Origin of the sequence: Alkaliflexus imshenetskii DSM 15055 (assembly GCF_000517065.1) — a bacterium.
Classification (GTDB): Bacteria; Bacteroidota; Bacteroidia; order Bacteroidales; family Marinilabiliaceae; genus Alkaliflexus; species Alkaliflexus imshenetskii.
Genome location: NZ_KI912105.1, coordinates 3,636,630 through 3,648,511 on the forward strand (window position 1 = coordinate 3,636,630; position 11,882 = coordinate 3,648,511).

General features: G+C 45.8%; 9 protein-coding genes. 2 read left to right on the forward strand and 7 right to left on the reverse strand.

From position 1 onward, the window contains the following. Nucleotides 1-203: 203 nt before the first annotated feature. From ALKIM_RS0115045 to ALKIM_RS0115055, 3 genes are all read right to left on the reverse strand, one after another. On the reverse strand, nt 204-1,856 hold the full coding sequence (locus ALKIM_RS0115045) for an endonuclease (protein WP_026475364.1): 1,653 nt from the start codon (nt 1,854-1,856) through the stop codon (nt 204-206). A gap of 177 nt (nt 1,857-2,033) precedes the next feature. Then, nucleotides 2,034-4,700 (reverse strand): DUF6359 domain-containing protein, encoded by a 2,667-nt coding sequence (locus tag ALKIM_RS18815; protein ID WP_157363934.1) that lies wholly within the window; start codon nt 4,698-4,700, stop codon nt 2,034-2,036. Between the two features lie 56 nt (nt 4,701-4,756). After that, a complete protein-coding gene (locus tag ALKIM_RS0115055; protein WP_026475365.1) occupies nt 4,757-7,468 on the reverse strand; it encodes a TonB-dependent receptor in 2,712 nt (903 codons plus the stop codon). 126 nt (nt 7,469-7,594) lie between these two features. Here ALKIM_RS0115055 and ALKIM_RS20165 point away from each other — a divergent pair, with 126 nt between their 5' ends. Continuing rightward, complete coding sequence (locus ALKIM_RS20165; RefSeq protein WP_026475366.1) at nt 7,595-7,855, forward strand: hypothetical protein; 261 nt, start codon at nt 7,595-7,597, stop codon at nt 7,853-7,855. A 52-nt stretch (nt 7,856-7,907) separates the two neighbouring features. Beyond that, nucleotides 7,908-8,969 (forward strand): endonuclease/exonuclease/phosphatase family protein, encoded by a 1,062-nt coding sequence (locus ALKIM_RS0115065; protein ID WP_026475367.1) that lies wholly within the window; start codon nt 7,908-7,910, stop codon nt 8,967-8,969. Nucleotides 8,970-8,984: 15 nt separating this feature from the next. On the opposite strand, the gene ALKIM_RS18820 is transcribed toward ALKIM_RS0115065, so the two are convergent. From ALKIM_RS18820 to ALKIM_RS0115085, 4 genes are read right to left on the reverse strand one after another with little or no spacing between them, the layout of a single operon-like run. Then, nucleotides 8,985-9,632: a DUF2459 domain-containing protein gene (locus ALKIM_RS18820; RefSeq protein ID WP_052345595.1), complete on the reverse strand. Its 648-nt coding sequence runs from the start codon at nt 9,630-9,632 to the stop codon at nt 8,985-8,987. A gap of 2 nt (nt 9,633-9,634) precedes the next feature. After that, entirely contained in the window at nt 9,635-10,228 is a 594-nt protein-coding gene (nadD, locus tag ALKIM_RS0115075) for a nicotinate (nicotinamide) nucleotide adenylyltransferase (protein ID WP_026475368.1), read from the reverse strand. Between the two features lie 5 nt (nt 10,229-10,233). Further along, the gene (gene gmk, locus ALKIM_RS0115080) at nt 10,234-10,800 is read right to left on the reverse strand and encodes a guanylate kinase (protein ID WP_026475369.1); all 567 of its coding nucleotides are present in this window, start codon (nt 10,798-10,800) and stop codon (nt 10,234-10,236) included. A gap of 2 nt (nt 10,801-10,802) precedes the next feature. Next, nucleotides 10,803-11,678, reverse strand: a complete 876-nt coding sequence (locus ALKIM_RS0115085) for a YicC/YloC family endoribonuclease (protein WP_026475370.1) — start codon at nt 11,676-11,678, stop codon at nt 10,803-10,805. Nucleotides 11,679-11,882: the final 204 nt, after the last annotated feature.

An 11,882-nucleotide genomic window follows, 5' to 3' on the forward strand; every position in this document is an offset into this window, starting at 1 on the left:
CCGAATATGCTGCATGTTTTTGCATGACCATAAAATGCCCCGATTTGCATTTGAAGATTATTAGATACTAGACATTTAGACTGACAGACAAGGTTAAACAGACAATAAGATGCATCTAATCATCTTTCTCAACTACTCAATCTGTCTATTATCTAACACTCTTCTAGTCTCTAACATGTTTTATAAATTAAAACAGTTACTTACTATCTCACCACAATCTTTCGGATATCTCCACCGGCATCTACAAAATAGATACCGGCCGATGGCACCACAAGCGAGGTTCGTCCCGTTAATTCAGGCATCTGCAATAGCATTGTACCCGACACATTGTAAACCGAAACCGGTTCGAAAAAGGCCGCACGGTTTTCGATGTGAATCTCGTTGTTGTTGGTCCACACATCAATGTGCTCTTTTTTGATAACACTGCGGCTGCTGGTGGTGGTGCGCACGGTGATCGAATTTGAGGGAAGGGTGATGATGCCTTTTACCTCACGCTGCACCACATAGATGTATTCGCTGGCACCAGTTAGTCCGGTGACTTCGTAGCTGCCGGTATTAAACAGGTCTTCGATGGTTTGCACCAAACTGGATGAGCCGTTTTCGATGGCGTGAATGCTTAATATGTACGAATCGTTGTTGGATTGTTGTTGCCAGTTGGCCGTGAAGCCCGACGCCGTTACGTTGGTTGCTTCAAGGGCTACGGCTGGCGCCAGATCTGCTTCGGTGATGCTGGTGCCCGAGATGTTTACGGTTACGCTACCCGGTATTCCACCATCGTAAATAATGAGTGTGGCCTTGTGGTTGTTGCTTGCGACCGTAGGTGAGTAGGTTACTTTTAATTCGTAGCCCGATGCGCTGTTGGCAACTGCTGCGTTTATTTTTGTGGTGTTGATGCGAAACATACTGGCATTGTCGCCATAGAGCAACACGGTGAGTTCGCCATTCAGGTTACTTCCGCGAACAAAGAGTGATTGTGTTTGGCTCAATCCGCTAATTACGGTACCATATTGCAGGGTGGTCTGGTTGGTAGGCGTGGTTAATAGAGCCTGATTGTTGCTGGTTTCGATCTCAAAAGCCACATTTTGCATATTGCCCCAGATGTGCTCCACCAAGTCGGGATAGTCGATAAATGGGTTTCTGTTATTCTGAATTCTAAAAACGGCTTCGTTTCGGTTAATCTCTTTTGTGCTCACCGGATCTTGTCTGTGCCATTGCAACAACAGGTTAATGGCCCAACTGTTAAGTGTGGGGTAGGTGGTGGTTGACACCATCGAGAGATTTCGCCAACGGTTGTAGTAGTCCTGATAGCGTGTAACCATATAGAAATAGGCCCGGGCAAAGTCTCCTTTGTACTCGTCGTAGGGTTCAAACACTGTTCCTGAATATCCGGGAAATGCGTTACTGCCCACCTTGGTCATGCCGTTGTTGTAGGTTGGGTTGCTGCCCACCACACCAAGCGGATGGTTCGATTTGGCCGAGTTGGCCGCCGCATCCGACGGATAAATGTGGTTGATATCGGTATAGGGCGGCAGACTTTCGTTGCGTGTACCGTCCCACCAGCTCACGGGAAAGGAGTGTTCGCGATTGAGTCCAGAGGTGGTGTTGAGCGTTCTCACAATGGGCGAATACATGTCCCACACTGTGCCGTCCTGCCGTTCGTCGGTTTGTCTGAAAACCACCCAAAGGGAGCCATAAGTGAGGTTTGTATGGTGGCGAATGATTTCGTGCAGAGATGTTTTGAGTTGTTCTCTTTTTTTGCCACTGGCGCTGTTGTAATACCCATTGGGATTTTGCGACAGAAGAACCGCCGCAACAAGTAAAAATAGAAAGGTAAAATGTAAACGTAAAAAACGCATAAGCCTGGTTGTTTGTGATTGGTGTGCATCAGAGGCATTAACCCTAATTTTTTTAGTGATGTAAACCCGAAGCAGCAAAGCGCACAACTATTTTATGCTGTGTGTTTTTGCTTCTTCGGGTTTTAATCTTAATTCCTGTTTTTCTTTATACCATTAAATTTGGTTAAAGGTTGGAATTTATTCCTGAGTTCCGGTAAGCTTGATGTTGTCAAGACGGAAACCTACGGTATTGCTGCTTCCTGGGGCAATGAATTCAATTTTAAGTGACTCAGATGCCGGAATGTTGTCACCAACAGTAATGGTCGAGAAGGTGTTGGAAGCCACAGTTACCGATGGAACACTCACTTCATTGCCATTTACTTTGATGGTTAAATTGTTGGCATTGGTGCCACCATTTCCTGTAAAATCAAACTGAAGTGCAATGTTCGTATAACCAGATGTGTTAATACCTTCTACAATGACATAAGAATCGTTGTTTGCAGGCATCCAAACATGCGCATTTAATGTTGAAGTGGTTCTAATGGTACACTGGTTGGAAGGGTCTGAATAGGTCACATCCTGATTGTCATAACCCGTGAAGTCTGCAATCTTGGGTCGTGTTTCAAGCGTGGCGTGGGTGCCATTCCCAAATGTCTCCAAAAATATCTGTACCGCTTCCGGGTCTGTTGGATCGGTAGGGTCAGTCGGATCGGTCGGATCTGTTGGGTCGGTGGTGCCGCTGCCTGAGAGTACAAAGTCAGCTTGTTCACCTTCGCTATCTCTCAAGCCCGGGATACCAAAGTAAGTTCTTAGGTTTCCTTTCACTTTAAGTTGTTTGCCCAGGTTGGATGGGTTATCCATCAGGTTAACCTGACTACGCAATGGTTTCCCGGCAGGTAGGTTTACCACCAGAACTTTGGTGAAATCGGTTTCAGTGGGGCTGTCGGCAAGCAACACGTTGGTAGCAAGGGTGAATGGTTGGCTAAATGAGACTTGTGAGGCATTTGTAACGGTTGATACATTTTCTTTTACGGCTCCTACAATGTAGCCTTCCACCCAGGTTACCAGATTTTGATTTTGACTGGTCATGGCTTGGGCAATGGTTAGCGGCGTGTTGAAATTGTCATCGCCGGGATCAGTACCACCGCCATCAATACCGGGACCGCTAATCACTTTAAGGTTTCGAACTTGCCATGTACCGGCGCGACTGTCGGTAGAGAGGTATTTAAAGGCAATGCGTACATTGTTCACACCCGCATATTCAGCCGGAATGTTGAGTTTACCGCTGTTGGTCCAGTCGTTCCATGATGTGCCTGATGAGTAGGTGGTGATAGCAATCTGTGTCCATTCTGCATTGCCGGGATTACCATCGGTATAGTTTTTCGATATCCAGAGAGTGAAATCCTGTGTGTTGTTGGCATATCTGTTTATCTGCTCAAAAGTGATGTGCGCGGCATTGTAGCTGCTTAAATCAATCACCGGAGAGATAAGCCAATCTTCGTTGGCGTAGTTTGCTGAGTTAAAGAAGCCTGTCATGCGGGCACACACATAAGTGCCATCAAATACCCACTGCTGATTTCCTGAAACGCTGATGCCGGTGAATGGCAACAAAGTGTTTGAAAAGGCCACGCTGAGTATCTCTTCGCCCACGCCGCCCAGCTTAAAGTCGGCGGCACTGCCTGATGCCACACGCAATCCAGCAGCCCCCAGCATCTTTTCAACTGCGCCTCTGATGCTTACTTCTACACCTAAAAGGGTTGGATTGTCCTTCAAATTGAGTGAAGTGCGCATTACTGAGCCTGATGGAAGGTTCACAACGAGACATTTCTCCCAGTTGGTTTCATCGGCCGTTTGAGCTATCACAATGTAGTTGTCCATGATGAACGGCGCCTCAAAGGCCAGGTCGCTGTTGCTGTCGATGGGGTTTGTTTCGTTAATACCGGGTTGAACGGCGCCAACAATGTAGCCTTTCACCCAGCCAGAACGCTGCTTGTCCTGGTTTTCCAAAGCCCAGCTCACCGTCCACGGACTGTTTTCCATTCCCCATCCGTCGGGGTTGGGCTCAAAATTCACATCCGGAAGGCTGCGCACCAATATCTGGTTGGTGGTATTGAATTTGGTTAAAATACCGGTTACGCTTCCTATTCCTGAAGGTATAATTTCAGAAGCAAAGTTGGCAGCACTGCTCATACGGGCTGTAATGCCTACACCGGGGTTTGATGAGAAGCGGATGACGCGGTTCAGCGTTTGCACGCTGCCTTCGTTGGATGTGGAGTAAGGCTCGCCGGCGTTTTCAAAATATACGGCATCGAGAATTACCAATCGTCCGAAGTGCTCTTCCTGAATGTTGCCGGGACCAATGGCTGTGGGCACCACTTCATCGGGTTTTGGATAGTCGTGCATAAACAGCTTCTGGCGGGCAGTCTCCCAGGTCATCTGACCAATGGAGAATACGCCATCGTTGTTTCTCGAAAAACGAAAGCCCAACTGGTGCATGCCGCCATATTTGCCCATATAGAGGCCTTTGGCTTCGATGAACACGCGTTGTCCCACCCGTATGTCGTTATAGATGTTGTTACGGTCGATGGCCAGCATCAAACCACCGGTTTCATCCTCAATAAAAATTTGCTTGTATAGGTTTCCCGAAATGTCGTTGGCGGTTACAATACCTGTAATGATATCGTTTTCGGTAATCTGAACCAACTCGCTGTTGTATTTGGCTTTAAAATCGCGAATGGTGATGTTGGCCTGCCCTTGATATTCGGGCTTTTCGTGTGGCGGCGCGTCAAATTTCTCGTCCAGGCAGGCGGTGAGGCCAAATGCCATGGTCAGGATTAAAATTGAGTAAATCCAGAGGGTTCTCATATGGAATGTTTTATGATGTTTTATTACGTACATGGTTCAATTCTTTTATGGTCAGGTTAAAATCTAAGGCCTACGTTCAGGAAGAAGTTTCGTCCTTGCGCATAGTAGTACTTCGGAGGGAAGCTGTCAATGTTGTTGTTAACAAAGTCGTATCGTCCCTGTTCAAATCCTCCGGTGCGCAGGTTGGTATTGTCGAGCACGTTGTTCACGCTCAGGTTCATACTCAGGAAACGTCCGTGTTGTAAGCGCATCGAGCGTCCGATTGACAGGTCGAGGGTGCCGCCAGCCTTGTATTTCTCCTGGTTCACCGTTCTTTTTACCCGTTCTTCGCGTTCCTCCTGGCTGTCGGCAATAAAATTCACTGCTGCTTCGGTACGTCTGATGGGCATTAAATCCACATAGTTTCTATCGTAAAAACTGTAGTTTACTTCAAAGAACCAGTAACGCGGATGGGCATAGTTGAGCGAGATGCTGCCAGCTGTCTGCGGCGAACCGCCTACGAAGAAGTTTTTGAGATAGACTGTTTCTGTGGTATCGGGGCGGCTGGCATTTTCGTATGTCACGTAGCCCAAAGGTCTATTTTTGTATCTGTATTCGGCAATGGTTCCAATGGCTTTGGCCGTGAGGCGTGGCGTCACCGGCACCGAAATGCCCATCTCTACTCCTCGATGCACTTTGCGAATACCGGTCATCACATAGTTAACAAATGTTCGGTAGCTGTCATGGTAAAAACTGGTAAGCTCATTCTGGTCGTAGAAGTTTGTCTGGTAAACCGAGATTCGACCAGTTACATGGCGTGTGGAGAAGTTGTAGTTTAAATCGCCGGCAGCCACTTTCTCGCTCTGCAACTCGGGAATGGCGTTGTCCTTTGTACGTGCCGAAAGATAAGAGTTGAACGGCAGTGGCGCACGGGTTTCGTATATGGCGTTGGCCGAAACCATGTGGCGTCCGGTTATTTTGTAGACACCGCCTGTTTTAATGGCCTGATCAATAAAATGGTGCTCCTTGCCTTTGCCGAATGAGTTTTCGGGTGCACGGCCATTTTTCATGTGACCCTCGCGCTGAAATCCGGTGTAGGATAGCTTGGCTGCATAGTAGAGTTCGGTTCGTGGAAAAACATACTCGTTCTGAAACCAAATTTCGGCGCTGTTCACATGAATGTCATAGTCATAGCCAAACACATCGCCTTTGGCAACCATTTTGTCGGGATTGTTCATGTCGTTCTGCGACCGTTGACGGTCGCCTTGAAAGTCTCTCTCAGCAAATTGGTCAATGTCGAGCCAGTATTGTGCACCAAGCAGGTCGCTAACGGTTTTGTAGTGCATCCCTTTCGATTTTCTCACCTCAAGCCCAACCGAAACTATCTGATTGTTCTGCGGTCTGGTGCGAAAAAGCGAGTTCATGGTAAGTTCCATCAGGTCGCTGTGGCGCTCTTCAACCATATAAAGCCCTCTTTCACGATCCCTGTTCACGGCATAAAGCCTGTGCCAATCGACCTGCCTTACGGAAGGATCCGTTTGCCAAACATGCGTGTATAAGTCGCGCATCTCCTGCGTGTTTTGGTAGTTTGGCAAATATCGGTAGTAGTCGGGGCGCGGGTCGGCTGCATTTTGCCAGTTTAGCGCCGTGGTGCCGTATTGGTTGTATCTAAAGCCCATTCCTGTAGTGAGATCACTGGTATTGTTAATTTTCCAGTTATGAGATAGGATGGCCGCCGGATCATAGGATGTGGCAACTCGGGCATTTCGTTTTTCGCCGTTTTGATAGCCCCAGTTTGGGTTGTAATGGTTGTTGCCTGTGAGGTCATACACCTCCTGAAACGATGGCGCCTGCTGTCCGCGTTGGGTTGGTGCGCCAAGGGTGGTAAACGAAAGAGAATGCTGGTTGTTGGCTCCAAAAATTTTCTCTATTGAGGCAAAGTAACCAAAGCTGTTATAAAATGTACCCTCCACATAGCCTTCATCGGCCCAGCGATATCCCATTGAGCCGGTTACGGCCACATTGTTTTCCATCAATCCGGTGGAGTAGGTGGCCATGCCGCGCAATTTGTAGTTACGATTGGTATAGGATGTGGAAACCCTGCCTCCGGGATTGTATGCCGATGCACGGGTGTTGATGTGACTCACGCCACCCAAATCGCCAAAGCCGTATCTCGATGGGGTTGTAGCGGTGGTCACATCCCGCATGCGAACCACATCGTTGAGCCCACCAATCATGGAAAAGTTGAAACGACCTCTTATCTGGTCGTTAAATTTTACGCCATTGATGTAGGTGTGTGTATACTCGCTGTCGAGGCCGCGAACGGCAAAGCGCATGGCGCCAAACTTAAATGCCGATTCAGACAGATAGATGTCCTGCGATGCGCCCATCAAACCGATGATGTTTTGTGCAGCAACACCACTTTCATCGTCCGTATCCAAAAAAGCAATGGTTGGGATGTCTTCAAAAATGGGAATTTGAGCCATTAAATAGATGTTTCCCAGATCCTGTACCCGTGCGGCATCGGTTCTAATTCTGATGGATTGCAACTGATAATCGGGGTGTGTTAAAGTGACTACTAAATCCAAATCAGCCGGAACCGGGATGTGAAATGTTCCATCCGGGTTGGATTGAAAAGTTTCAGCAATTTCTTCTATTTCAATAATTACATCCGGAATGCCCAGTCCGGTGGCAGGGTCAGTTACTTTACCCCGAATGCCAGACTCCTGGGCAAATGTCAGGATTGCTGAACTTAAGAGTACCGTAACCAGAAAAGTAAATTTATTCATTCTGTTTAAATTGGTTTGGTATGGTTTACTTATCGATTGTTATATTGCTTTTTCTATATTGTCAACAATCAAAGGTTGATGCTGAATGCTTCCAATGACTGAACAATAGCATTTAAAATAGGTTCAATGCTTACTAAAGTTCCTACTATCAATGAAAATATCTTTGCAATTTGCAAAAAAATAAACTTCTTTGTTGTTGACAATTGTCATCAATCTCAATCTGATACATTGATACCTTTATGCGTAGCTATAATATTACTTATTGTGTTAATTGGGTTTGTGGTTATGGCATTGAAACTAACTGGTTTAATTTTCTCGACCATTGAAATTGGGATTATTAAATTATTAAATATTTTTGGTATTGCGTTCAATTTTTTAAAATTGTAATATATTGTTGCCGGATAAACCTTTCATTTACTTGATTATAATAAAAGCATCTATGCATAAATACAGTTTAAAATTGCTTTTTGGAGCCTGTTTTGGGGCATTCTTACTCATAGGATTTGTTCATACTTCGTCGGCACAACAGAAGCGGGCTGGGGTAATTGCTTTTTATAATGTTGAAAATCTTTACGATACAATAAACGCTCCAGGGGTTAACGATGTGGAGTTTTTGCCCGAGAGCGCTAAAAGATGGAACTCCGAACGTTATTGGGCCAAGATTGACCAGCTTGCCGAGGTAATATCCAAACTGGGATCGCCTGAGAATGTGCCGGGCCCAGCAATTATTGGGCTGTGTGAGGTAGAGAACCGAACTGTTTTAGAGGATCTTGTAAAATCTGAACGTATTCGTCACCTCAACTATCAGATAGTTCACTATGACTCGCCCGACCGCCGCGGTATTGATGTGGCGCTGTTATACCAACCACGTTATTTTCAGGTAACCAACTCGCGTTCGGTGCCTCTGATGCTTAAACGGGACGATGACAGCCGCCTATATACACGTGATCAATTGGTGGTTTCAGGCATTTTTGATGGGGAGCCTATGCACTTCATGGTTCACCACTGGCCATCCCGTTTGGGCGGAGAGGAGCGAAGCCGTGGTCACCGCGTTGCAGCTGCCAGGCTGGCACGCTCATTGGTGGATTCGATCACCCGCATCGAACCAAATGCCAAAGTGGTGGTGATGGGCGATTTTAATGATGACCCTAACAACGAGAGCATCCGCTTACATTTAAACGCCCGCAACGACCGTAACAGATTGAAAGAGGATCAGATGTTTAATGCCATGGGAACGCTTTTCCGGCGTGGAGTAGGTACACTGGCGTATCGCGATAAGTGGAATCTGTTTGACCAGATTATCCTCACTCAGAGTTTTCTGGATAAAAATATTGGTGGCTATCGTTTCCACTCGGCACGTGTGTTTAACGAGCCTTTCCTGGCTCAGCAAGAAGGGCGGTTTAAAGGGTATCCCTTCCGTACATACGTGGGAAATACCTATCATGGTGGATATAGCGACCACTTCCCGGTTTATATTCTCCTAATTAAAGAGGTGCCGTAGGGTGATTTTTTTGCATTACTCAAATTCTGCACCTTCAATTTTTCTCAACTGCCTGAATAGTTGATTGGCATTTAGTATGCAAAAACTTCGAATGTCATATCCTGCAACTTTAAATCCTTTGGCAACCCAAGTGTTACAGGTTCTGAAAAGGTGATAGTTGCGGTTGGCTCTGAAATAAAGTGAGGTTTCACCATACAAGTTGCTGGTTTGCACGTTGCCGTTGGCATCGCGCTTATAGCTGCCGGAGAGGAATATGGTCAGATGGTCAAGTGATTGCCTGTCTATCGGAATTTTTAATATCCGCGCTTTTTCACCATAAGATCTGCGTAGCGGGAGGTTGAAGGCGTATATCTGCAAAACACTCGAAGTTGGCCATAACGCAGCCCTCAGTGCAAGAGGCACCAGATTGTGTTGAGCCTGGTAGAACTTTTCATCACCCCAACCAATGTCAATGTATTCGCGATGCGTGTAGGCAGAGATCTCTGGCCATATCAACGAATCTATATCACTGGTGCGAAGTATAATTCCTGTGTGCCATCTGCTTTGTACCACATACACCACATATTCTCTTTCGTCCATAGCTGCATCATGTGCATGCTCCGCTCTGAGTTCGGAATGGCACAATATCAACACAATTGTTATAAGCGACTTAAGAAGGAGCATGGCTAATCCTTTTTAGTAACGGCTCTATATAAATTATGTTTTGAAATATACTGGAAAACGCCGTGTGGCAGCAAATAAGGAATGTTTTTTCCTGCAGCAAGCGCTTCGCGAAGCAACGTGGCCGAAATGTCAAAGACTGGTGCATTTAGCAGTTGTAGTGCTTCCGAGCCATTTTCGATGGCAACCGGAGAACCGGGGCGCGGGTACACGATGATGTTCTGTGTGTTGGTAAGGCGGTGATAATCTTTCCATCGGTTCAGGCTAAGGTAGTTGTCGGAGCCCATCAGCAAAGTGAAACGATGGTTTGGATATGCTATTTTAAGTTCATCCAAAGTGTCTATTGTGTATGATGGCCTGGGCATGGTAAGTTCAATGTCACAGGATTTGAATCTGCTTTCTCCGGCAATGGCGGTTTTTAGCATGGCCATACGGTGGGTTTCATCAATCAGCTCATCCGATTCTTTAAAAGGGTTGTGCGGACTTAACACAAACCAGATTTCATCCAGATTGCCATATTCGAGAATGTAATTGGCAATGGCCAGATGACCAATGTGTATCGGATTGAATGAACCAAACAATAAACCAGTCCGCGTCATAGTTGTCAGCCGTTAATGAAGGATGTCACAAGTTCTTCGGTCTCCTGGCAGGCTTTCTCTAGAATGTCGTTTACAATTATATGGTCAAATTGTGGCGCAAAAGTAAGTTCATATTCGGCCTTGGCCACACGTTTTTCTATCACTTCCTGCGAATCGGTATTTCGGTTGTTAAGCCTTTTACGAAGCTCTTCTACCGATGGGGGCTGAATAAATAAGGCAAGTGCTTCTGCGCCATAATGCTTTTTGATGTTGATGCCGCCTACCACGTCCACATCAAACAATACATGCTTACCACTGTTTTGCAGACGTTCAACCTCGCTTTTGAGCGTGCCGTAGCATGTGCCCGGATAAACTTCTTCCCACTCCAGAAAATCACCCTTAGCCACTCTTTGCATAAAGGTTTCATTGTCCAGAAAGTAATAGTCGCGCCCATCAATTTCGTTTACCCGTGGTTTCCTGCTGGTGGCCGATATGGAGAATGAAAGGTTAAGCGCTTTGCTTAAAAGATGTTTTACAATGGTGGTTTTGCCCGATCCCGAGGGTGCCGAAAATATGATAAGTTTACCTTTCATTATCAGAGGATGTTTAAGGTCTGCTCTTTAATTTTCTCCAGCTCATCTTTCATGCGGATAACCAGTTTCTGAATCTCTGAGTCGTTGGCTTTGGAGCCAAGGGTATTTATTTCTCGTCCCATCTCTTGGGTGATGAAAGCGAGCTTTTTACCAACCGCCTGATCTTCTTTCAGCGTTTCCAGGAAATATTCAATGTGATTCTGAAGTCTCACCTTCTCTTCTGAAACATCTAGTTTTTCAATATAATAAATCAGCTCCTGCTCAAATCGGTTTTCGTCAATTTTGTTCTTGTCGGCCAACTCAGCAACGTTTTCTCTTATGCGGCTTTTGATTTTTTCCAGACGCAGTTGCTCATAGGGCTCTATCTCTTTAAGGAATGTGCCAATCAGGCGTGTGCGCTCCGAAATATCCGCTTCAAGCACAGCGCCTTCCCGGGTTCTGAACTCATCTATTGCGCGAATGGCATCGCCAATGGCGTGTTTTATCATGGCCCATTCGTTTTCGTCAAGCTCTGCAATCTCCACTTTGAGTGTGTCAGGCAGCGATAAAATGGTGCGTATGTAGTCAGTTCCCGTTGAGATGCCAAGTTTGTCAGAAATGGTTTTCAGCTGGTGATGGTAATTTTCAAATACTGTTTCGTTAATTTGAGCCAGCTTATCGGGTAAAAATGACTCTACTATCATGGTCACATCCACTTTTCCACGATAAAGTGTATCTGCAACTTCATTGCGCAACTCTAGTTCTTTTTCCCGGTAGATGGCAGGAATGCGTGTATTGATGTCTAACTGCTTGCTGTTTAGCGACTTTATTTCAATATGGACTTTCTTGTTTGGGAGTTCGCATACGGCTTTGCCAAATCCGGTCATTGACTTTATCATGAGGGATGTTTTTACTGTTAGTATTATATCATGCAAATTTAGTGATTTTTTGTGTTGTAGGAGTATTCTGGTGGCTTATGCTCCAATTGTCTCGGCTAACTGCCATTGGTTTGTGAATTGTTTTCAGGATTAACGCATTTTTTTAAAATATTTATCAGGCGTAATATGTTGATAATGAGAAAGAAAAAAATAAATGTTTAAGTT

Coding starts and splice junctions, on each gene's coding strand:
- ALKIM_RS20165 (WP_026475366.1), top strand. CDS start 7,595: ATGCTTACTAAAGTTCCTACTATCAATGAAAATATCTTTGCAATTTGC.
- gmk (WP_026475369.1), bottom strand. CDS start 10,800: ATGAAAGGTAAACTTATCATATTTTCGGCACCCTCGGGATCGGGCAAA.
- nadD (WP_026475368.1), bottom strand. CDS start 10,228: ATGACGCGGACTGGTTTATTGTTTGGTTCATTCAATCCGATACACATT.
- ALKIM_RS0115045 (WP_026475364.1), bottom strand. CDS start 1,856: ATGCGTTTTTTACGTTTACATTTTACCTTTCTATTTTTACTTGTTGCG.
- ALKIM_RS18815 (WP_157363934.1), bottom strand. CDS start 4,700: ATGAGAACCCTCTGGATTTACTCAATTTTAATCCTGACCATGGCATTT.
- ALKIM_RS0115065 (WP_026475367.1), top strand. CDS start 7,908: ATGCATAAATACAGTTTAAAATTGCTTTTTGGAGCCTGTTTTGGGGCA.
- ALKIM_RS0115055 (WP_026475365.1), bottom strand. CDS start 7,468: ATGAATAAATTTACTTTTCTGGTTACGGTACTCTTAAGTTCAGCAATC.
- ALKIM_RS0115085 (WP_026475370.1), bottom strand. CDS start 11,678: ATGATAAAGTCAATGACCGGATTTGGCAAAGCCGTATGCGAACTCCCA.
- ALKIM_RS18820 (WP_052345595.1), bottom strand. CDS start 9,632: ATGCTCCTTCTTAAGTCGCTTATAACAATTGTGTTGATATTGTGCCAT.